At 56.6% G+C, this 21,316-nt stretch carries 21 protein-coding genes; 10 read left to right on the top strand and 11 right to left on the bottom strand.

All coding sequences use genetic code 11. The features are described from left to right. Positions 1–2 precede the first annotated feature (2 nt). Positions 3–968, bottom strand: coding sequence for a PTS mannose transporter subunit IIAB (gene manX, locus AC3WOK_RS10665; protein ID WP_032641236.1), 966 nt, complete (start codon positions 966–968; stop codon positions 3–5). A 462-nt stretch (positions 969–1,430) separates the two neighbouring features. On the opposite strand from manX, the gene yoaE reads away from it, so the two are divergent. Further along, positions 1,431–2,990 (top strand): CNNM family cation transport protein YoaE, encoded by a 1,560-nt coding sequence (gene yoaE, locus AC3WOK_RS10670; RefSeq protein WP_492354491.1) that lies wholly within the window; start codon positions 1,431–1,433, stop codon positions 2,988–2,990. 6 nt (positions 2,991–2,996) lie between these two features. On the opposite strand, the gene AC3WOK_RS10675 is transcribed toward yoaE, so the two are convergent. From AC3WOK_RS10675 to pabB, 4 genes are all read right to left on the bottom strand, one after another. Beyond that, complete coding sequence (locus tag AC3WOK_RS10675; protein WP_059312766.1) at positions 2,997–4,595, bottom strand: EAL domain-containing protein; 1,599 nt, start codon at positions 4,593–4,595, stop codon at positions 2,997–2,999. Positions 4,596–4,725: 130 nt separating this feature from the next. Next, positions 4,726–6,090, bottom strand: coding sequence for an L-serine ammonia-lyase (gene sdaA / locus AC3WOK_RS10680; RefSeq protein ID WP_025756887.1), 1,365 nt, complete (start codon positions 6,088–6,090; stop codon positions 4,726–4,728). Between the two features lie 185 nt (positions 6,091–6,275). Further along, positions 6,276–6,854 (bottom strand): CoA pyrophosphatase, encoded by a 579-nt coding sequence (locus AC3WOK_RS10685; protein ID WP_047345838.1) that lies wholly within the window; start codon positions 6,852–6,854, stop codon positions 6,276–6,278. Between the two features lie 6 nt (positions 6,855–6,860). Continuing rightward, the gene (gene pabB / locus AC3WOK_RS10690; protein WP_492354520.1) at positions 6,861–8,186 is read right to left on the bottom strand and encodes an aminodeoxychorismate synthase component 1; all 1,326 of its coding nucleotides are present in this window, start codon (positions 8,184–8,186) and stop codon (positions 6,861–6,863) included. A gap of 61 nt (positions 8,187–8,247) precedes the next feature. Here pabB and AC3WOK_RS10695 point away from each other — a divergent pair, with 61 nt between their 5' ends. Next, positions 8,248–8,433: a YoaH family protein gene (locus tag AC3WOK_RS10695; RefSeq protein ID WP_047345836.1), complete on the top strand. Its 186-nt coding sequence runs from the start codon at positions 8,248–8,250 to the stop codon at positions 8,431–8,433. A gap of 6 nt (positions 8,434–8,439) precedes the next feature. On the opposite strand, the gene AC3WOK_RS10700 is transcribed toward AC3WOK_RS10695, so the two are convergent. Further along, positions 8,440–8,784, bottom strand: coding sequence for a RidA family protein (locus AC3WOK_RS10700; RefSeq protein WP_047346085.1), 345 nt, complete (start codon positions 8,782–8,784; stop codon positions 8,440–8,442). 134 nt (positions 8,785–8,918) lie between these two features. Here AC3WOK_RS10700 and yoaA point away from each other — a divergent pair, with 134 nt between their 5' ends. From yoaA to rnd, 5 genes are all read left to right on the top strand, one after another. Then, positions 8,919–10,829, top strand: a complete 1,911-nt coding sequence (gene yoaA / locus AC3WOK_RS10705; protein ID WP_492354492.1) for a DNA repair helicase YoaA — start codon at positions 8,919–8,921, stop codon at positions 10,827–10,829. Positions 10,830–10,895: 66 nt separating this feature from the next. Next, entirely contained in the window at positions 10,896–11,591 is a 696-nt protein-coding gene (gene tsaB / locus AC3WOK_RS10710; RefSeq protein WP_063430655.1) for a tRNA (adenosine(37)-N6)-threonylcarbamoyltransferase complex dimerization subunit type 1 TsaB, read from the top strand. Positions 11,592–11,628: 37 nt separating this feature from the next. Then, the gene (locus AC3WOK_RS10715; protein WP_047345833.1) at positions 11,629–12,210 is read left to right on the top strand and encodes a Slp family lipoprotein; all 582 of its coding nucleotides are present in this window, start codon (positions 11,629–11,631) and stop codon (positions 12,208–12,210) included. Positions 12,211–12,413: 203 nt separating this feature from the next. After that, the gene (gene fadD, locus AC3WOK_RS10720; protein WP_072250749.1) at positions 12,414–14,099 is read left to right on the top strand and encodes a long-chain-fatty-acid--CoA ligase FadD; all 1,686 of its coding nucleotides are present in this window, start codon (positions 12,414–12,416) and stop codon (positions 14,097–14,099) included. Between the two features lie 71 nt (positions 14,100–14,170). Further along, positions 14,171–15,298: a ribonuclease D gene (gene rnd, locus AC3WOK_RS10725; protein ID WP_492354493.1), complete on the top strand. Its 1,128-nt coding sequence runs from the start codon at positions 14,171–14,173 to the stop codon at positions 15,296–15,298. Between the two features lie 72 nt (positions 15,299–15,370). Here the strand turns inward: rnd and minE are convergent, their stop codons facing one another. The 3 genes from minE to minC are packed head-to-tail and all read right to left on the bottom strand — an operon-like array spanning position 15,371 to position 17,187. Beyond that, complete coding sequence (gene minE, locus AC3WOK_RS10730) at positions 15,371–15,640, bottom strand: cell division topological specificity factor MinE (protein ID WP_008500504.1); 270 nt, start codon at positions 15,638–15,640, stop codon at positions 15,371–15,373. A 3-nt stretch (positions 15,641–15,643) separates the two neighbouring features. Further along, positions 15,644–16,456, bottom strand: coding sequence for a septum site-determining protein MinD (gene minD / locus AC3WOK_RS10735; protein ID WP_047345831.1), 813 nt, complete (start codon positions 16,454–16,456; stop codon positions 15,644–15,646). A 23-nt stretch (positions 16,457–16,479) separates the two neighbouring features. Next, positions 16,480–17,187: a septum site-determining protein MinC gene (gene minC, locus AC3WOK_RS10740; protein WP_047345830.1), complete on the bottom strand. Its 708-nt coding sequence runs from the start codon at positions 17,185–17,187 to the stop codon at positions 16,480–16,482. Positions 17,188–17,310: 123 nt separating this feature from the next. Between minC and AC3WOK_RS10745 the strand changes: the two genes are divergently transcribed. From AC3WOK_RS10745 to ycgN, 3 genes are all read left to right on the top strand, one after another. Then, on the top strand, positions 17,311–17,586 hold the full coding sequence (locus AC3WOK_RS10745; RefSeq protein WP_032641206.1) for a YcgL domain-containing protein: 276 nt from the start codon (positions 17,311–17,313) through the stop codon (positions 17,584–17,586). 47 nt (positions 17,587–17,633) lie between these two features. Further along, a complete protein-coding gene (locus tag AC3WOK_RS10750) occupies positions 17,634–18,293 on the top strand; it encodes a fumarylacetoacetate hydrolase family protein (protein WP_059312773.1) in 660 nt (219 codons plus the stop codon). Positions 18,294–18,386: 93 nt separating this feature from the next. Then, positions 18,387–18,827, top strand: coding sequence for a cysteine cluster protein YcgN (gene ycgN / locus AC3WOK_RS10755; protein WP_024909872.1), 441 nt, complete (start codon positions 18,387–18,389; stop codon positions 18,825–18,827). 115 nt (positions 18,828–18,942) lie between these two features. On the opposite strand, the gene dsbB is transcribed toward ycgN, so the two are convergent. Both dsbB and nhaB read right to left on the bottom strand, forming a co-directional pair. Further along, a complete protein-coding gene (gene dsbB / locus AC3WOK_RS10760) occupies positions 18,943–19,473 on the bottom strand; it encodes a disulfide bond formation protein DsbB (RefSeq protein WP_047345828.1) in 531 nt (176 codons plus the stop codon). Between the two features lie 143 nt (positions 19,474–19,616). After that, a complete protein-coding gene (gene nhaB, locus AC3WOK_RS10765) occupies positions 19,617–21,155 on the bottom strand; it encodes a Na(+)/H(+) antiporter NhaB (protein ID WP_059312774.1) in 1,539 nt (512 codons plus the stop codon). Between the last annotated feature and the right edge of the window lie 161 nt (positions 21,156–21,316).

Below are 21,316 nucleotides of genomic sequence, written 5' to 3' on the forward strand. Positions count from 1 at the left end.
GCTTATTTCCCAACTTTGCCGATCAAATCCATCATTTTCAGTTTTTGATCCGTGGAAACCTTACGGGCTTCCAGCTCAATACCGCGCGCATTCAGCTTGTTGAATGCTTCGATATCTTTCGCATCGACTGAAATGGCGTTGTTGACCTGCGTTTTGCCCTGACGGAATGCCATACCACCAATGTTCACGGAGGTGATTTTCACGCCGCCTTCAACAATGCGCTCAACGTCTGTCGGGTTAGTGAACAGGAGCATGACGCGTTCACCCGCATATTTCGGGTTGTTGTACACGCGGATCATCTTGGCGACATCCACGACGTGCGCGGTAACGCCAGGAGGAGCAACCTGAGTCAGAAGGGTTTTACGAACGGTGTCGGCGGCTACTTCGTCGCTGACCACGATAATGCGTCGAACGTTGGTCTCTTTGGTCCAGCGCGTGGCAACCTGGCCGTGGATTAAGCGGTCATCAATACGGGCAAGGCCGATAACCATGTAATCATTCGGGCCCATCGGTTTTGCCGGCGCTGCCGCTTTCGGTGCCGCTGCAGGCGCAGGGGCTGGTTTTTCTACCGGCTGCGCTTTCAGGGCTTTTACCCCTTCGCGACCGGTTTCAACGGCCAGGGCCACCAGTTCGTCGAAAGACGGATTGTCGTCGCGCGCCATGAAGGTTTCCACCAGCATGGGGATATTTACCCCGGCGACAACTTCATAGTGCTCTTTATCGACGACAATGCGGCTGGCAGCATTGAACGGGCTGCCGCCCCATGTATCAACGAGAAACAGCACGCCCTTGCTGGTATCCAGCTTCGCGAGTTGAGCGTTGTACTTCTCAATCAGCGTCTCGGCGTTTTCACCGGGAACGAAATCGATCCAGCCGACGTTTTCCTGCTCGCCCAACAGCATCTCTGCCGTTTTGAGTAGCTGCTCAGCAGCCCAACCATGTGTGCCTATGACAATAGCAATGGTCACTTGCTACCTCCTTTTATTATCATTAATACGCCTGCCGGGCAGTCGTACTGAGAATCGTATTGGCGAACCGAATCGATTCAGATAAGGGTTAGAGTTCAAAAAACTAAGACTTCCGCGAATTATTTTAGATAGTGAAAAAATAATTTATGTGATGAAGATCCGTAATTTAGCCACACGTGACAGATTTATCTTAAGGTTACAGCCCCAGTGTTACAGATCTTTGCAAAGGAACGTAAATCTTTGCTAAAAATGCATTGTGTCTGATATGTTTAGCCTCCGTTTAATTGTTCAGGAGTATAGGGCTACAGCCCACTATATGGACCGTCACCGACGTCAGTCATCTTCCAGGCCATTTCGCGCCTTTTTCACTGGCGATCCTCGCCACGTATCGACTCTGTCTTCCTCTGTTTTGCCCACGTTGAGTGGGGCACCGTTTCGTCATTCCTTTAGCAGGAGCTTGTCATGGAATTCTTAATGGACCCGTCAATCTGGGTAGGATTGCTCACGCTGGTGGTGCTGGAGATTGTTCTCGGCATCGATAACCTGGTGTTTATTGCCATCCTCGCGGACAAACTGCCGCCAAAACAGCGTGATAAAGCGCGTCTGATTGGTCTTTCGCTGGCGCTGGTCATGCGACTGGGCCTGCTGTCCGTCATCTCCTGGATGGTCACGCTGACCAAACCGCTGTTCTCCGTCATGGATTACACCTTCTCCGGCCGTGATTTGATCATGCTGATCGGGGGGATATTCTTGCTCTTCAAAGCGACGACTGAGCTCCATGAGCGGCTGGAAAACCGGCAGCATGACGATGGGCACGGCAAAGGCTATGCCAGCTTCTGGGTAGTGGTGCTGCAGATCGTGGTGCTTGATGCGGTCTTCTCGCTGGATGCGGTGATCACGGCGGTCGGCATGGTGAACCATCTGCCGGTAATGATGGCTGCGGTCGTTATTGCAATGGCGGTCATGCTTCTGGCCTCGAAACCGCTGACGCGTTTCGTGAACCAGCATCCCACGGTGGTGGTCCTGTGTCTGAGCTTCCTGCTGATGATCGGTCTGAGCCTGGTGGCCGAAGGCTTTGGCTTCCATATTCCGAAAGGCTACCTGTACGCCGCGATTGGCTTCTCGATCCTGATCGAGCTGTTCAACCAGATTGCGCGCCGTAACTTCATTAAGCAGCAGTCTAATCAGCCGCTGCGCGCCCGTACCGCAGATGCCATTCTGCGCCTGATGGGCGGTCGTCGTCAGGTGAACGTTCAGTCTGATTCCGAAAACCACAACCCGGTTCCGGTTCCGGAAGGGGCGTTTGTGGAACAGGAGCGCTACATGATTAACGGCGTGCTCTCTCTGGCCTCTCGTTCACTGCGCGGGATCATGACCCCGCGCGGGGAAATCAGCTGGGTTGATGCGAACCTGAGCGTGGATGAAATTCGTCAGCAGCTGCTCTCTTCACCGCACAGCCTGTTCCCGGTGTGTCGCGGTGAGCTCGATGAGATCATCGGCGTCGTGCGGGCAAAAGAGATGCTGGTCGCCCTGGAAGAGGGCGTCAATGTCGAAGCCGTTGCTGCCGCATCGCCTGCGATTGTCGTGCCGGAAACGCTGGATCCGATCAACCTGCTGGGCGTGCTTCGCCGCGCGCGCGGTAGCTTTGTCATCGTTACCAACGAGTTTGGTGTGGTGCAGGGTCTGGTGACGCCGCTGGACGTGCTTGAAGCGATTGCCGGTGAATTCCCGGATGCCGACGAAACGCCGGAGATCGTCGCCGACGGCGAAGGCTGGCTGGTTAAAGGAACGACCGACCTGCACGCGCTCTCGCACACGCTGGGGCTGGAAAACGTGGTTAACGATGAAGAAGATATCGCGACCGTTGCCGGTCTGGTTATCGCCGTTAACGGGCAAATCCCGCGCGTAAGTGATGTGATCGAGCTGCCGCCGCTGCACATTACGATCGTCGAAGCCAACGACTATCGCGTTGATATGGTCCGCATTGTTAAAGAACAATCTGCCCACGACGAAGATGAGTAAGTCTGCTTAACGCAACGGCATTAAGGGCACGATGTGCCCGTTATGACGCGCTGGCGGGGGAGTACGTCCCGCCAGCCAGTCTGGAAAGTCCCGTAGCGGCATCGGCCGCGCATAGAAAAACCCCTGCAGGACAGGTACGCCATGGCGGCGTAAATATCGCGCCTGCTCCTCCGTCTCGACCCCTTCAGCCACCAGTTCGATATTCAGCCGCTGACCCAGAGCAATAATGATATCCGTCACCGTTGAATTCACGGCATCTGTGCCAATGGCCGTGGTAAACGACTGGTCGATTTTCAGCACGTCCGGGTGCAGCTTTTCAAGCCAGGAGAAGGAGCTGTTTCCGGTGCCAAAATCGTCGATGGCGAGCTTCACCCCTTTACGATGCAGTTCGCGCACGATGCGATAGTCCGCATCCAGCAGCGCATCCCGCTCCGTTAATTCAATCACCAGCTGCTGGCGCGGATGGGCGCTGAACCAGAGGCGGTTCAGGTCCTGCAACAGCACCGCGCGACGGAAATGGCTGGCGGCGACGTTAATACCGATGTGAAAACCGGCGCTGGAGGGGAAGTAGCCTATCTGGCGCACCGTTTCGGCGATCACATAACGGGTGAGGGGGACAATTTGGTTGTGTTCTTCAGCCAGAGGAATAAACACCTCCGGTGAGATCCACCCCTGACGGGGGTTATTCCAGCGGAGCAGGATCTCAACGCCGGTGCATTTCTGGGTACGGGCATTCACCAGCGGCTGGCAGAAAAGTTCAAATTCCCGCGATGCGATCCCCATGTCGATCTCCCACGTGAAGCTCATCCGGTTTGCCGTGGCCAGCCAGGCGAGATAGCCCAGCAGCAGGCTGAGCATGAGCCCCAGCGGCAGCTGGGCTGGCAGGCTTTTTAAGGCAAGCTGTCCAGGGCCTGGCCCGCTGACCGTAATGGTGAAAGGATTTCGGGATGATGACTGCTGGAAAATGGAGCCATCCTCATCAAACGTCAGGCTGTCGGTGACGCGTTGACCATAGCGCAAAAAGCGATCGCCCACGCTTAGCGCCACGTCATTGATGAGCGGACGCTGCGGCTCCAGAATCATTTTGGTGATCAGATCGATATTGATGATTTCGATGATGCCATCTTCACCGCTCCCGGAGACGGGATACCACTGGATCACTATCGGGCTGCCCTTCAGCAGCCACTGGTCAGTCGATAAAATCAGTTTTGCGGTGCTGGCGGGTAATTCCGTCAAAAAGTCGCGGACGGGCACATCGCGGCTTCCGAAAATACTCGAGCAATACAGGATACCGTCTTTAATCAGGGCGATGGAGCGCACCGTCTGCAAAATGGCGGCCTGCTTTCTCAGGGCCAGGTGCGCCTGCGGGCACGGCTGACCGACCAGCGGCTGTAGCACGCTGCGGCGGTTTTCTAAAGAAAGTAGTACGTTATCGAGGGCGCGAACGGAATGGCTAGTAAAATCGAGGATCCGCTGCTGGTTAACGTTGCGCTGTGAAATAAAGCGAATGCCTAACGTCAGGATGAGCGTAAGGAGCGCAACCGCCACACAGACGATAACGCGTTTTCGGCGATAGTTTTTAATGATCGTTTGTGCAGTTTGCATGAACGGTCGCCTGATAAGCCACCAGCCACAAAAGCCGGACGCAACAGTGAAAGTGTAGTGGGGAAAGCAGAAGGAGACGAGGAAGAAGAGGGAAATTCGCCCATCCGTTGCAGATGGGCGAAAGGCAGTATTAGTCGCACTGCACCTTAATGGCCAGGCCACCACGGGACGTTTCGCGATACTTCGCGTTCATGTCTTTGCCCGTTTCGTACATGGTTTCAATCACCTTATCCAGCGATACGCGAGGTTCGCTGGTACGGCGCATCGCCATACGTGAGGCGTTGATGGCCTTCACCGATGCAATCGCGTTACGCTCGATGCACGGCACCTGCACCTGGCCTGCGACCGGGTCACAGGTCAGACCGAGGTTATGCTCCATACCGATTTCTGCCGCCACGCAGACCTGCTCAGGGCTTGCGCCCAGCAGCTCTGCAAGGCCGGCCGCCGCCATAGAACAGGCCACGCCCACTTCACCCTGGCAACCGACTTCAGCACCGGAGATGGAGGCGTTCATCTTGTACAGCGCACCGATGGCACCTGCCGCCAGGAAATAGCGGATGTAGATATCCGGCGTAACGGGCTCAATAAAGTGGTCGTAATAGGCCAGCACCGCGGGAACAATACCGCACGCGCCGTTGGTTGGCGCAGTCACGACGCGGCCACCGGCGGCGTTCTCTTCGTTAACCGCCAGGGCAAACATGTTCACCCAGTCGACGACGTTCATCGGGTCGTTGGAGAATTTGTCTGTGGTCACCAGCATGCGGCGCAGGGCAGAGGCACGACGCGGCACGCGCAGCGGACCCGGCAGGACACCTTCGGTGTTCATCCCGCGATCGATACAGGCTCGCATGGTTTGCCAGACGTTCGCAAAATAGTCTTCAATCTCTTTTTTGCTGTGCAGCGCCAGTTCGTTCTGCATCACCATGCCGGACAGTGAAAGACCGGTCTGTTTGCAGTAACCCAGCATCTCGGTAGCCGACTTAAACGGATACGGAACGCTGACGTCGCCAACGCTGTCTTTGCCAAAATGCTCTTCATCCACGATGAAGCCACCGCCGATGGAGTAGTACGTCTTGCTGTAAATCTCTTTTTCACCGCTAAAAGCGTGAATGGTCATACCGTTCTCATGCAGCGGCAGGTTGTCGCTGCGAAAACGCATGCCGTCATCCTGCGGGAAATCGACTTCCTGCTGACCGTTTGCCAGCAGCAGGCGGCCGCGTGTTTCCACGTCGCGGATGAATGCCGGAATGGCATCAATATCTACGGTATCCGGCATATTGCCCGCCAGACCCATAATAATGGCGATATCGGTGTGGTGGCCTTTACCCGTCAATGACAGCGAGCCGTAAACATCCACGGCGACACGGGTAACGCTTTCCAGTAATCCTTTTTCGACCAGATCATCGACGAACTGTTTACCGGCCTTCATCGGGCCAACAGTATGGGAAGACGAAGGGCCAATTCCCACTTTGAACATGTCGAATATACTAATCACTTTCACACTCCTGACAGGGTTACCGGGGTTCCAGTAACGATGTTATAACTGCGCATAGTGTAAGAGGGAACACCGACCTCGGCTTAACTATTCACATGAATTAAACTAATGGTTGGCGATGGGTTTTGCTAATAGCGCGACGCGGATCGCAAACCTGGCAGAAGAGGGTAGAATGTAAAGTATAGTCAAGGCTTCAGGCCGATTTGCAACGCCAGCTCACGAATAATGCCCGCCGTCATGCCCCAGACAAAATAATGCTGATACCAGGATAACCACACCCGATGGTCATGCCCCCGGCGTTGGATATCCAGCGGGTGATAACGACTCAGTCGAAGGGCCTCTTCCAGCGGCATTTCAAACACCGCTGAGACTTCATCGACGCTGGCGTGATACTGCAGGTCCGGCGGGATAATACCGACCACCGGCGTAACCTGAAAGCCGGTGACGCTGTTGACGGGCGGCAGCACGCCGATGACCTCAACCGCTTCCGGCGGAATGGCGACCTCTTCCTGCGCCTCCCGCAGCGCGGCGGCAATCAGCGAGGCGTCGGTGCTATCGACTGCGCCACCCGGAAAGGCGACCTGACCGGCGTGCTTGCGTAAATGGGGAGAACGCTGGGTGAGCAGCAGGCCCGGCTGCGCGCGACGCACGACCGGGATCAGCACGGCCGCCTGGCGTTGATTCAGCGCTTCGCGGTTGACCTGCGGTCGTAATAGCTGAAAGCGAGATAAAAAGTCATCCAGCGTCAGGTTCTCTTTTTCCACCCGTGATTACTCCAGTTGTTTCAGGATACGGTTAACTTTATCAAAGGTTTCCTGATATTCCGCATCGACCTGGCTGTCGGCGACAATGCCGCCCCCGGCCGAACAGTATACATTTCCGCCGCAGGCGGTCAGCGTGCGTATGGTAATGCTGGTATCCAGCGTGCCGCACAGGCTGATGTAGCCGATACTGCCGCACCAGGCGTTGCGGCGCTGCGGCTCCAGCTCATCAATGATCTCCATCGCCCGCACCTTTGGGGCACCGGTGATAGAGCCGCCCGGAAACGCGGCGCGCAGCAGATCGCAGGCCGTGCGTGAATCCGGCAGCCGTGCGGTAATCGTACTGACCAGATGATGCACGGCCGGGAAAGGCTCGACGACAAACAGTTCCGGCACGCGCACGCTGCCCGGAACGGCCACGCGTCCGATATCGTTGCGCATCAGATCGACGATCATCAGGTTTTCGGCGCGGTCTTTCGGCGAGGCGGCCAGTTTTTCCGCCTGCTGGCGATCGGCATCAGGATCCGCAAGGCGCGGCAGGGTGCCTTTGATCGGGCGGGTCTGAATAGTGCCCTCCGCCAGATGGATAAAACGCTCGGGCGACAGGCTCAGGATAGCTCCCTGTTCCAGACGTACGAACGCGCTGAACGGCGCCCTGTTGCTGGCATTCAGACGGGTAAACGCCTGCCACTCATCTCCCTGATAGGTCGCCTGGAAACGCTGCGCAAGGTTGACCTGATAACAGTCGCCGCTTTGCAGATACGCCTGAACGCGCGAGAATTTTTCTGCATATTCCGCTGCGCTCATATTCGAGCGCCATTTTGAGGTCAGCGTGAACGGCTGTGCCGGGGCAGCCTGCTGCGCCTCAAGCCAGGCCAGACGCGCTTGCACGTCACGATGGCTCAGCAGTGAAACCGTTTTTTTCTGGTGATCAACAATTAACGCCCAGTCATACAGCCCGACGGCCATGTCTGGCAGGGAAATATCCGCCTGCGCGTGCTTGGGCAGCGTTTCGTAACGACGGCCTAAATCGTAGCCAAACAGGCCCAGCGCGCCTCCCTGAAAGGGGAGGTCCGGGTTCGGGGTGGCAGCCAGGCCCAGCGCGTTAATTTCTTGCTGAAGCAGCATCAGCGGATCGTCCGTTAACGACATGTCGCTGGTCGTCAGCGTTTTCAGCGGATCGGCTACCAGGATATCAAAGCGGCTGTAAGGGTGGTCCGCGTGGCCGGAATGCAGCAGCATCGCAAAAGGAAGGTGGCTCAGGCGGTCAAACCAGAATTCCGCAGCGTCTGTGCGCCAGGGCAAGGTAATAACAGTGGGGAAGCGCATGTTCATGTGTGGCATACTACCGGGCAGCGTGAAATAATTAGCGCGAATAATTTAGCAGGAGTTGACGATGTTTGCAGGTTTACCTTCTCTCAGTCATGACCAACAGCAGAAAGCGGTTGAACGCATTCAGGAACTGATGACCCAGGGTATGAGCAGCGGAGAGGCGATTACCGTTGTCGCTCAGGAGATTCGCGCCAGTCATACCGGCGAGCGGATTGTGGCGCGATTCGAAGATGAAGATGAAGAAGAGTAACCGGGCTTAAACCGCCGCGATAATCTTGATCTCAACCTTATACTCCGGTTTCATCAGCGTGGCCTGTACGGTGCAACGTACAGGCGCGTGACCCGCCACGACCCATGCATCCCAGGCTTTGTTCATTGCCGCAAAATCGTCTTTGTTTGCCAGGAAGATCGTCGCATCCAGAATGCGGGATTTGTCGCTACCTTGCTTAGCAAGTACCGCATCAATTTGCGCCAGGGTGTTAGCCGTTTGCTCGAAGGCATCCGCGTCCAGGTTAGCCGGTACGCCGGTGTAGTACAGCGTCTGGTTATGGATCACCACATCAGACCAGCGGGCTTCGGCATCAATGCGCACAATCGTCATAAACGTTTCCTCGTTATTTTTCGTCATCAGGCGGCAAGACTGCCATATTGTTCCGTCGTCGTCACTATTTGGGGTGGCACTGGAGAGGATGGGCTGACATAATCCCTGTGCAAAAATACAGTGAGAGAGCACCCGTGGCAGACGATTTTTCCCCTGAAGGTCAATTAGCACAGGCCATTCCTGGCTTCAAACCGCGTGAACCTCAGCGGCAGATGGCGCACGCCGTTGCGAATGCTATTGATAAGGCGCAGCCGCTGGTGGTGGAGGCCGGAACCGGCACGGGGAAAACCTACGCCTATCTCGCTCCGGCGCTGCGGGCCAAAAAAAAGGTCATTATCTCGACGGGGTCGAAAGCCCTGCAGGATCAGCTCTACAGCCGTGATTTGCCCACCGTCGCAAAAGCGCTGAAATACAAAGGCCGGTTGGCGCTGCTGAAAGGGCGATCCAACTATCTCTGCCTGGAGCGTCTCGAGCAGCAGGCGCTGGCCGGCGGCGATCTGCCGGTACAAACCCTGAGCGACGTTATTATTCTTCGCGCCTGGGCGAACCAGACGGAAGAGGGGGATATCAGCACCTGCGCGAGCGTGCCGGAAGACTCACCTGCCTGGCCGCTGGTGACCAGCACCAACGACAACTGCCTCGGCAGCGACTGTCCGCTCTATAAAGACTGCTTTGTGGTAAAAGCGCGCAAAACGGCGATGGATGCCGATGTGGTCGTGGTCAACCACCATCTGTTCCTCGCGGATATGGTGGTCAAGGACAGCGGCTTTGGTGAGTTGATCCCCGAGGCGGACGTCATGATCTTCGATGAAGCCCACCAGCTCCCGGATATCGCCAGCCAGTATTTCGGCCAGTCGCTCTCCAGCCGCCAGCTGCAGGACCTGGCGAAAGATTTCACCATTGCTTACCGAACCGAATTGAAAGATACCCAGCAGCTGCAGAAGTGTGCCGACCGCCTGGCGCAAAGCGCGCAGGATTTCCGGTTACAGCTCGGCGAGCCGGGCTATCGCGGTAACCTGCGCGAACTGCTGGCGGACAAAAATATCCAGCGCGCGCTGCTGCTGCTCGATGATGCCCTGGAGCTCTGCTACGACGTGGCGAAACTGTCGCTCGGCCGTTCCGCGCTGCTGGATGCCGCCTTCGAGCGTGCCACCCTCTACCGCGGACGGCTCAAGCGGCTGAAAGAGATTAACCAGCCGGGCTTCAGCTACTGGTACGAGTGCACCTCGCGGCATTTCACGCTGGCGCTCACGCCGCTGACGGTGGCGGATAAATTTAAAGAGGTGATGGCGCAAAAGCCGGGAAGCTGGATCTTCACGTCGGCAACCCTGTCGGTGAATGACGATCTGCACCACTTTACCGGGCGTCTGGGCATTGAGCAGGCGGAGTCGCTGCTGCTGCCTAGCCCGTTCGATTACGAAAAGCAGGCGCTGCTCTGCGTCCCGCGCAATCTTCCGCTGCCTAACCAGCCGGGCGCGGCGCGCCACCTGGCGGCGATGCTAAAACCGATGATCGAGGCCAACAACGGCCGCTGTTTTATGCTCTGCACCTCTCACGCCATGATGCGCGACCTCGCGGAGCAGTTCCGCGCCACCATGACCCTGCCGGTGCTGCTGCAGGGTGAAACCAGTAAAGGGCAGCTGCTGCAGCAGTTCGTCAGCGCCGGTAATGCCCTGCTGGTGGCCACCAGCAGCTTCTGGGAAGGGGTCGACGTGCGGGGAGACACCCTTTCGCTGGTGATCATCGATAAGCTGCCGTTTACCTCCCCGGACGATCCGCTGCTGAAGGCGCGGATGGAAGACTGCCGCCTGCGCGGTGGCGATCCGTTCGACGAGGTACAGCTGCCGGACGCGGTGATCACCCTCAAGCAGGGGGTAGGGCGTCTGATCCGCGACGTCACCGATCGCGGCGTGCTGGTCATTTGCGATAACCGGCTGGTCATGCGCCCTTACGGCGCCACCTTCCTTGCAAGCCTGCCGCCCGCGCCGCGGACGCGGGACATAAAACGCGCGGTGCGTTTCCTGGCAAACCCAACGGCGGAGTAATTTACCCCGGAGTGTGCTAAGATGCGCGCCATTTTGTGACTGCCCCTTGCGAGAGCGCGACGACCCATGCGAATTCTGGCTATTGATACCGCAACAGAGGCTTGCTCTGTTGCTCTGTTGAACAACGACGCTGTTTCTGCTCATTTCGAAGAGTGCCCGCGGGAACACACCCAGCGCATTCTGCCCCTGGTAAAAGAGATCTTAACCCGGAGCAATACCTCCTTAACCGACCTCGACGCGCTGGCCTTTGGCCGCGGCCCCGGCAGCTTTACGGGCGTACGCATCGGGATTGGCATTGCGCAGGGGCTGGCGCTGGGCGCCGAACTGCCGATGATTGGCGTCTCTACTCTCGCCACTATGGCGCAGGGCGCATGGCGCATGACCGGAGCAACCCGCGTTCTGGCCGCGATTGACGCCCGCATGGGCGAAGTCTACTGGGCCGAATACACTCGCGACGAGCAGGGCGTGTGGCACGGTGAAGAGACGGAAGCCGTTCTTAAGCCGGAAGCGGTCACTGAAAGGCTGAAACAATTGTCCGGTGAGTGGGCGACCGTCGGCACGGGCTGGCCGGCGTGGCCTGAGATGGCGAACGACACCGGGGTGACGCTGGTGGACGGCAACATGCTTCTGCCGGCCGCTGAGGATATGCTTCCCATTGCCTGTCAGCTGCTTGCAGCAGGAAAAACCGTTGCCGTTGAACACGCGGAGCCGGTTTATTTGCGAAACACCGTCGCGTGGAAGAAACTTCCGGGCCGCGAGTGAATCTCAGTAACAGGAACTGAGAAAAAGGAGTCGCATCATGGCGGTTCAGACTAAAGCAGTACGCCTTATTATGGCAGGCGCGGTAGCCATAGCACTGAGCGGATGCGTTTCCGTTCCTGATGCGATCAAGGGCAGCAGCCCGACGCCCCAGCAGGATCTGGTTCGGGTGATGAATGCGCCTGAGCTGTACGTCGGCCAGGAAGCGCGCTTCGGCGGTAAGGTGATCGACGTGCAAAACCAGCAGGGGAAAACCCGCCTGGAGATCGCGACCGTTCCGCTGGACAGCGGCGCGCGTCCCGTACTGGGCGAAGCCTCCCGGGGACGCATCTATGCGGACGTCGGTGGTTTCCTCGACCCGGTTGATTTTCGCGGACAGCTGGTGACCGTCGTCGGGCCGATTACCGGCGCCGTGCAGGGTAAAATCGGCAGCACGCCGTATAAATTTATGACCATGCAGGTCAACGGTTATAAACGCTGGCGGCTGGCGCAGCAGGTGATCATGCCGCCTCAGCCGATCGATCCGTGGATGTGGGGACCACACCCTTATCGTTACGGCTACCCGGGCTGGGGCTGGTATAACCCGGGACCTGCACAGGTACAGACCATCGTTACTGAGTAACTTACTGTTATTATTACTAAAGAGACAGCGGCTCAGCCGCTGTCTCTGTTTTTTTACGGCTACAACGAAAAAAAAGAGTGACGCGCTTCGCAACCTTAAATCTGGGCAATTAATAAACTGGTACGCTGAGTTAATATAATGTTAACAAACTGTTTATTATCGGGGTTGTGATGACGACGAACACTCAGTTCAGAGGTGATGCATTGAAAAAGGTTTGGCTTAACCGTTATCCCGCAGATGTGCCTGCGGAGATCAATCCTGACCGTTATCAATCCCTGGTGGAATTATTTGAGCACTCGGTAAGGCGCTACGCGGACCAGCCCGCATTTGTGAATATGGGCGAGGTGATGACGTTCCGTAAGCTTGAGGAGCGTAGCCGCGCGTTTGCGGCCTATCTTCAGGAAGGGCTGGGGCTGCAAAAGGGGGACCGCGTCGCGCTGATGATGCCAAACCTGCTGCAATACCCGGTGGCGCTGTTTGGTATCCTGCGTGCCGGGATGATCGTCGTCAACGTTAACCCGCTGTATACCCCGCGCGAGCTGGAGCATCAGCTGAACGACAGCGGCGCGGCCGCGATTGTCATTGTATCCAACTTCGCCCATACGCTGGAAAAAGTGGTCGACAAAACCCAGGTGAAACACGTCATCCTGACGCGCATGGGGGATCAACTCTCCACAGCCAAAGGCACGCTGGTTAACTTTGTCGTCAAGTACGTCAAGCGTCTGGTGCCAAAATACCACCTGCCGGATGCTATCTCCTTCCGCCGTGCGCTGCACGCGGGCTATCGTATGCAGTACGTTAAGCCGGAAGTGGTTTGCGAAGACCTGGCCTTCCTGCAATACACCGGCGGCACCACCGGCGTGGCGAAAGGCGCGATGCTGACCCACCGCAACATGCTGGCGAACCTTGAGCAGGTCAATGCGACCTACGGGCCGCTGCTGCATCCGGGTAAAGAGCTGGTGATCACCGCGCTGCCGCTGTATCACATTTTCGCGCTGACCATGAACTGCCTGCTGTTTATTGAGCTGGGCGGTCAGAACGTGCTGATTACGAACCCGCGCGATATTCCGGGGCTGGTGAAAGAACTGGCGAAATATCCGTTTACCGCCATGACCGGGGTGAACACCCTGTTTAACGCGCTGCTTAATAACAAAGAGTTCCAGCAGCTGGATTTCTCCACGCTGCATCTCTCTGCGGGCGGCGGCATGCCGGTTCAGCAGGCGGTGGCCGAGCGCTGGGTGAAGCTCACCGGCCAGTATTTGCTGGAGGGCTATGGCCTGACGGAATGCGCGCCGCTGGTCAGCGTTAACCCGCATGATATCGACTATCACAGTGGAAGCATTGGTCTGCCTGTCCCTTCCACCGAGGCCAAACTGGTCGACGATAACGATAACGAAGTCGCGCCGGGCGAGCCTGGCGAGCTGTGCGTCAAAGGTCCGCAGGTGATGCTGGGCTACTGGCAGCGTCCCGACGCGACCGACGAAATCATCAAAGACGGCTGGCTGCATACCGGTGATATCGCGGTGATGGACGAAGAGGGCTTCCTGCGCATCGTCGATCGTAAGAAAGACATGATCCTCGTCTCCGGCTTCAACGTTTATCCGAATGAGATTGAAGACGTGGTTATGCAGCATAGCGGCGTGCTCGAAGTGGCGGCCGTAGGCGTCCCTTCCGGCAGCAGCGGTGAAGCGGTCAAAATATTTGTGGTCAAGAAAGACGCTTCGCTGACGGAAGAGGAGCTGATAACGTTCTGTCGTCGTCAGCTGACGGGCTACAAGGTGCCGAAACTGGTTGAATTCCGCGATGAGCTGCCGAAATCCAACGTCGGAAAGATATTACGACGAGAATTACGTGACGAAGCCCGTGGCAAAGTAGACAATAAGGCCTGAGCTTCACGCTAATCGCCCAGACGCCGGTTAAGCCGGCGTTTTTTATGGGCGCAAACAAAAGAGAACCCGTTTTGAATTACCAGATGATCACGACCAATGACGAGCTGGCTTCGCTGTGCGAAGTGACGCGCGACTTTCCTGCCATTGCCCTGGATACCGAATTTGTCCGTACCCGGACGTACTATCCGCAGCTGGGTTTGATTCAGATGTACGACGGTAAGCACGTGTCGCTGATTGACCCTCTCGGGATTACCGACTGGGCACCTATGCGCGATCTGCTGCTCGATACCGCCGTGACGAAATACCTGCACGCAGGCAGTGAAGATCTGGAAGTCTTTCTGAACACCTTTGGCATCATGCCTCAGCCGCTGATTGATACGCAGATCCTCGCAGCATTCAGCAATCGTCCTCTCTCATGGGGCTTTGCCGCCATGGTAGAGGAGTACACGGGCCTGGCGCTGGATAAAAGCGAATCCCGCACCGACTGGCTGGCGCGTCCGCTTACCGAGCGTCAGCTGGAGTATGCGGCAGCTGACGTGTTTTACCTGCTGCCAATTGCCGGACAGCTGATGAAAGAGGCCGAAGCCTCTGGATGGCTCTCCGCGGCGCTGGACGAGTGTCGTATGACCCAGCAGCGTCGCCAGGAAGTGGTTGACCCGAAAGAGGCCTGGCGCGATATCAGCAACGCCTGGCAGCTGCGTACGCGCCAGCTGGCGTGCCTGCAGCTGTTAGCGGACTGGCGTCTGCGTAAAGCGCGCGAGCGCGATCTGGCCGTCAACTTTGTGGTTCGCGAAGAGCATCTCTGGGCGGTCGCGCGCTATATGCCGGGCAGCCTCGGCGAGCTGGACAGCATTGGGCTTTCGGGTAGCGAGATCCGTTTCCACGGCAAAACCCTGCTGGCGCTGGTCGCTAAGGCGCAGGAATTACCCGACGACGCGCTGCCGGAACCGCTGCTGAATCTGATGGATATGCCGGGCTATCGCAAGGCTTTCAAGGACATTAAAGCGCTGGTGCAGGAAGTCGCAACGGAAAGCAAACTGAGCGCTGAACTGCTCGCATCACGCCGACAGATTAATCAGCTGCTTAACTGGCACTGGAAGCTGAAGCCGCAGAATGGCGTGCCGGAGATGATGGCGGGATGGCGCGGCGAATTGATGGCCGATCGTCTGAATACGCTGCTGGAAGGTTATCCGAGATAAAAAATATGCCGGGCATAGGCCCGGCATATCCCCCGGTGGCGCTGCGCTTACCGGGGCTACAAAATCACAATCCTACGGACGCGACTCTTCCGCTTCCGGGAGCGTAACGTTCAGCTCCAGAATCGAAATATCCCCGTCTTTTTGTTCCAGCTGTACCGTGACCATCTCCGGGTCAATCTGCACGTACTTACAGATCACTTCCAGGATGTCCTTGCGCAGCTGAGGCAGGTAGTGAGGCTCGGCGTCGCTACGACGACGCTCCGCAACGATAATTTGCAGACGTTCTTTTGCGATGTTGGCGGTGTTCTTTTTCCGCGAGAGAAAAAAGTCCAGTAATGCCATAACTTATCCTCCGAACAGGCGTTTGAGGAAACCTTTCTTCTCTTCTTCAATGAAGCGGAAAGGACGTTCTTCTCCCAGCAGACGGTCAACGGTATCGGCGTAAGCTTTACCTGCATCTGCCATTGTATCAAGGATCACTGGCTCGCCCTGGTTAGAGGCGCGTAACACGGACTGATCTTCCGGGATGACGCCCACCAGTTTAATGCGCAGGATCTCAAGCACGTCTTCCATGCTCAGCATGTCACCTTTGTTCACGCGGCCCGGATTGTAGCGGGTCAGCAGCAGGTGCTCTTTAATCGGGTCTTCGCCATTTTCCGCACGACGGGATTTAGAGGCGAGGATCCCCAGAATGCGGTCTGAGTCACGCACGGATGAAACTTCAGGGTTAGTGGTGATGATCGCTTCATCTGCGAAGTAGAGCGCCATCAGGGCACCGGTTTCGATGCCGGCAGGGGAGTCGCAAACAATGAAGTCGAACTCCATCTTTTTCAGCTCGTCGAGCACCTTTTCCACCCCTTCACGGGTCAGGGCGTCTTTGTCACGCGTCTGAGAAGCCGGAAGAATGTAGAGGTTGTCGGTGCGCTTGTCTTTAATCATCGCCTGGTTCAGCGTGGCATCGCCCTGAATGACGTTCACGAAGTCATACACGACGCGACGCTCACATCCCATGATGAGGTCGAGGTTACGCAGACCGATATCGAAGTCGATAACGATGGTTTTCTTTCCCTTCTGGGCCAAACCAGTAGCGATGGCCGCGCTGGAGGTGGTCTTGCCAACGCCTCCTTTACCCGAAGTAACAACAATAATGCGTGCCATAGAAATTCCTTGTTAAAAAGGGATCAATTCAACGGTTGAACGGTCAACGCGTCGTCTGCCAGAAGCAGGCGAGCCGCTTTGCCATAAAATTCGGCTGGGATCTTGTCGCTCAGCCAATATTCACCTGCGATGGACACCAGTTCCGCCGTCAGGTGAGTACAAAATATTTGCGCATCACGATCGCCACTTGCACCCGCGAGCGCACGTCCACGCATCATACCGTATACGTGAATATTGCCATCTGCAATCAGCTCAGCGCCAGCACTGACGTGGCTTGTAACAATTAGATCACAGTTTGGTGCATAAATGCGCTGACCGGAACGAACCGGTACATCAATCATTCGCGTTTTTGTGACGGTAGTAACGTTTTGCACCGCAGGAGGGGGCGTTTGCACGGCAACGGGTGCCGCACGTGGGGCTTTTTCTTTGCCCTCGTTCAGAAGGGGCAGCCCCGCACGGTCAATTTCCGCTTTCAGCTCAGTATCTTTACAGCCGCTGATGCCCACAATACGTAGCCCGGTAGAGGAGACGGCCTGCTGGAGAAGTTTCCAGTTAACCGGAGCCTCAAGACCGCTGACGTTAATAACTACAGGGGCGTGTTTCAGAAAGGCGGGAGCCTGGGCGATTTTGTCTTCTAACGCCTGACGAATAACCTCGGGTTTTGCATCATGCAAATGTACCACTGATAAGGTGAAGCTACTGCCTTTAAGCTCGATGGGCGTGTTTGACATCCTGGCCTTACTCAATTTGCTATTAACCGCAACCACTCGCTGCGATATTCCGAAGAGTATCAGGCATGTTATAGTCAGGAGTATATTGAGGCAAGCAACCACCCATTAATTCAGAGTAAAAACATGTTTTGTGTGATCTACAGAAGTACAAGCCGTGACCAGACCTATCTTTATGTCGAAAAGAAAGACGATTTTTCACGCGTGCCTGAAGAATTAATGAAGAGCTTTGGCCGACCACAGCTGGCGATGCTGCTGCCGCTCGATGGTCGCAAGAAGCTGATAAATGCCGATCTGGATAAAGTGAAAACGGCATTAGCCGAACAAGGCTATTATTTACAGCTTCCACCGCCACCCGAGAATTTATTAAAACAGCATCTTGAGGCGAACGGTAAAAAATAGTCTCAACTGTTTTCGGTCACAACACATCAACCGTTTAGGGGTCGAGCATGTATCAACATCATAACTGGCAAGGTGCATTACTGGATTATCCCGTCAGCAAAGTGGTTTGCGTGGGCAGCAACTATGCGAAACACATTCAGGAGATGGGCAGTGCGACGCCAGAAGAGCCGGTCCTGTTCATCAAGCCAGAAACGGCGCTTTGCGATATCCGCCAGCCGCTGGCGCTGCCGCAGGGGCTGGGGACGGTGCATCACGAGGTTGAGCTCGCGGTGCTGATCGGCGCGACGCTGCGTCAGGCCTCGGAAGAGCATGTTCAGAAAGCGATTGCCGGATACGGCGTGGCGCTGGATCTGACCCTGCGCGATGTGCAGGGCAAAATGAAGAAAGCAGGGCAGCCGTGGGAAAAGGCCAAAGGCTTTGATAACTCCTGTCCCATCTCGGCGTTTGTTCCGGTGAGCGAATTCACCAACGACCCGCAGGACACGCCGCTCAGCCTGAAGGTTAACGGCGAGATCCGCCAGCAGGGCACTACGGCAGATATGATCCATAAGATTGTGCCGCTGATTGCCTACATGAGCCGCTTCTTTACCCTGAAACCGGGTGATGTGATCCTGACCGGTACGCCTGAAGGCGTTGGCCCGCTGCTCAGCGGCGATGAACTGGAAGTCGGGTTTAACGGCCTGTCGCTGAAAACCCGCGTGCTGTAACCCCATCTTGCCGCCTGAAGAGGGCGGCAAAACTTGCAACAACGTGCCAGACTCGTTATAAGGTGCGCTTTCTTTTGACGTGTGGACATCCTGATGAACGACATCCCTTTCTGGCAAAGCAAAACTCTCGACGACATGACTGACGCAGAATGGGAATCATTGTGCGACGGCTGCGGCCAGTGCTGCCTGCACAAGCTGATGGATGAAGATACGGACGAGATCTACTTCACCAACGTTGCCTGCAAGCAGTTAAACATCAAAACATGCCAGTGCCGCAACTATGAGCGTCGGTTTGAATTTGAGCCGGACTGCATCAAGTTAACCCGGGATAATCTGCCCACCTTTGAATGGCTACCGCATACCTGCGCGTATCGCCTGCTGGCGGAGGGGAAAGGCCTGCCTGACTGGCACCCGCTGCTGACCGGCTCAAAAGCGGCGATGCACGGCGAGCGTATCTCCGTGCGCCACATTGCGGTGAAAGAGTCCGAGGTGCGTGACTGGGAAGACCACATCATGAACCACCCGACCCGTTGAGAATAAAAAACCCGCCGAAGCGGGTTTTTTATTGTGCGCTGTTGTGTCGGGTGGCGCTGCGCTTACCCGACCTACAAAACCGTAGGCCCGCGCAAGCGAAGCGCCGCCGGGCAAATTAGCGCCCAAAAAGATCGCGTTTCTTCGGCTTAAACGGCTGAGCAATCAGCACCAGCAGCGCCACGACGAGGTAGGCAGCAAAAATACCCACCAGCCACTGCGGCATCTCCAGGGTCAGGAATTCCCACTGACGAACGGAGCAGTCACCGGATGCAACAAACACCTGCGGCAGCCATTTATCCAGCGGCAGCCAGCTCGGGAAGCGGGCGGCAAAATCACAGGTCATAAACGGTGACGGATGCAGCTGCATCATGGTGTGCTGCCAGGAGAGTTCAAGCCCTTTCCAGGCGCTGTAGATCCAGATAGCGATACCGGCATAGCGAAGCGGTGATTTTGGCGCAATGGCGCCGACCAGGCCTGCACCCATAATGCCGAACAGCGCGCAGCGTTCGTAAATGCACAGCACGCAAGGCTTAAGTCCCATTACGTGCTGGAACCACAGCGCGACCATTTCCAGCGCAAAGGCGGTCAGGGCCATTAGCAACCACGCTCCGCGACCGCGGGAGCACTGGTTTAAAAATCTCAACATAATCATTTCCCTGGAACATGCTTAGAAAGCGCAGTGTAAACGAATTCGTTTTTTGCGCCACCTGTACCTGGCGAAATAAAACGTAATTGGATGTTTATCGTGCGAAAAGGCAAACGGGCAGCGAACTGCCCAAGATGCATTGTTTACTGCGCCGCAAGTATACCCGCTTGTATCAGCCATTGCGTACAGGGAATGAGGGTAATTTTGACGCAAAGCAATCCCACGATCGTGAGCACTATCGTATACGGCAGCGCCATCCATACCATCCTGCCATAGGAAAGACGTATGAGCGGCGCAAGGGCGGAAGTCAGCAGGAACAGGAAGGCGGCCTGTCCGTTGGGCGTCGCCACCGACGGCAGGTTGGTGCCGGTATTGATTGCCACGGCCAGTAGCTCGAACTGTCCGGCGCTGATGACGCCTTGCTCCATTGCAGCCTTAGCCTCGTTTATATAGACCGTCCCGACAAAGACGTTATCGGAGATTGACGAAAGCAGACCGTTGAACAGATAAAACAGCGTCAGCTGAGCGTCCGGCGCGGCCTGTAAGACAAAGGCAATAATCGGCGCGAACAGGTGCTGGTCGATAATCACGGCAACGACCGCAAAGAACACCGCCAGCAGGGCGGTAAACGGCAGGGCTTCGGTAAAGGCTTTGCCGATGGCGTGTTCATCCGTCACGCCGGTAAAGGTGGTGGCGAGAATAATGACCGACAGGCCAATCAGCCCCACTTCGGCAAGATGGAGCGCCAGCGCCGCGATAAGCCAGACGCCGATAATCCCCTGGGCGATCAGGCGCAGCGTCTCCTGGCGCGTGCGCTGGCTCCGGCTCTGCAGATCGAATTTATGCAGCTCCTGACGCACCGGGTCCGGGAGCTGCGCGCCGTAGCCAAAGAGACGAAACTTCTCCACCAGCAGACAGGTCGCCAGACCGCAGATAAGCACCGGTACGCTCACCGGCGCCATTCTCAGGAAGAAATCACCGAAGTGCCAGCCCGCCGCTTTGGCAATGATCAGGTTTTGCGGCTCGCCCACCATCGTCATCACGCCGCCCAGCGCGGTACCGACGCCGGCATGCATCATCAGGCTGCGCAGGAAGGCGCGAAACTGCTCCAGTACGTCACGGTTATGCGCCTCGACGTGGCTGTCATCCTGCAGATCTTCGCCCGGGCGAGAGGAGGCGACACGGTGGTAAATACCGTAGAACCCAACGGCTACGCTTATCACTACCGCGACAACCGTCAGCGCATCCAGGAAGGCCGACAGGAATGCTGCCGCCAGGCAAAACGCCAGCGAGAGGAACATTTTCGACGGAATGCTGAGCAGCAGACGGGTGAAGATAAACAGCAGCAGCTGCTTCATAAAGTAGATGCCCGCCACCATAAACATCAGCAGCAGAAGCACTTCAAGATTAGACGCCAGCTCGGCTTTGACGTGTTCAGCGCTGGTCATACCGATGACCACAGCTTCAAACGCCAGCAACCCGCCCGGCAACAGGGGATAACATTTCAGCGCCATGGCGAGGGTGAAGATAAACTCCGCCACCAGCAGCCACCCGGCAATGAACGGGCTCACGCTAAAGATAAGAGGGTTAACGACCAGGAATACCAGAAGTATCAGTTTGTACCAGTCAGGAGACTGGCCTAAAAAGTTGCGCCACAGCGCGCGCCCAAAAGAAATTTCCACGACAGACGTCCTTCCCCGTCAAGTAAGACAAAACACCAGTATACGCAAAAATCGCGGCCTGGAGGCGGATAAGGCCGGATTGTAAATTTCATAAAAATGAAACGGCGATCCCTCTTTTCTCTCTTTGCCGCGCTACCTGCCACTGCACGCCTCTGGTATGA

It is taken from the genome of Enterobacter sp. FW301-JW81 (assembly GCF_058788735.1).

Coding starts and splice junctions, on each gene's coding strand:
- yoaE (WP_492354491.1), top strand. CDS start 1,431: ATGGAATTCTTAATGGACCCGTCAATCTGGGTAGGATTGCTCACGCTG.
- AC3WOK_RS10675 (WP_059312766.1), bottom strand. CDS start 4,595: ATGCAAACTGCACAAACGATCATTAAAAACTATCGCCGAAAACGCGTT.
- pabB (WP_492354520.1), bottom strand. CDS start 8,186: ATGAACATGCGCTTCCCCACTGTTATTACCTTGCCCTGGCGCACAGAC.
- AC3WOK_RS10695 (WP_047345836.1), top strand. CDS start 8,248: ATGTTTGCAGGTTTACCTTCTCTCAGTCATGACCAACAGCAGAAAGCG.
- AC3WOK_RS10700 (WP_047346085.1), bottom strand. CDS start 8,784: ATGACGATTGTGCGCATTGATGCCGAAGCCCGCTGGTCTGATGTGGTG.
- tsaB (WP_063430655.1), top strand. CDS start 10,896: ATGCGAATTCTGGCTATTGATACCGCAACAGAGGCTTGCTCTGTTGCT.
- AC3WOK_RS10715 (WP_047345833.1), top strand. CDS start 11,629: ATGGCGGTTCAGACTAAAGCAGTACGCCTTATTATGGCAGGCGCGGTA.
- minE (WP_008500504.1), bottom strand. CDS start 15,640: ATGGCATTACTGGACTTTTTTCTCTCGCGGAAAAAGAACACCGCCAAC.
- minD (WP_047345831.1), bottom strand. CDS start 16,456: ATGGCACGCATTATTGTTGTTACTTCGGGTAAAGGAGGCGTTGGCAAG.
- minC (WP_047345830.1), bottom strand. CDS start 17,187: ATGTCAAACACGCCCATCGAGCTTAAAGGCAGTAGCTTCACCTTATCA.
- AC3WOK_RS10745 (WP_032641206.1), top strand. CDS start 17,311: ATGTTTTGTGTGATCTACAGAAGTACAAGCCGTGACCAGACCTATCTT.
- AC3WOK_RS10750 (WP_059312773.1), top strand. CDS start 17,634: ATGTATCAACATCATAACTGGCAAGGTGCATTACTGGATTATCCCGTC.
- ycgN (WP_024909872.1), top strand. CDS start 18,387: ATGAACGACATCCCTTTCTGGCAAAGCAAAACTCTCGACGACATGACT.
- dsbB (WP_047345828.1), bottom strand. CDS start 19,473: ATGTTGAGATTTTTAAACCAGTGCTCCCGCGGTCGCGGAGCGTGGTTG.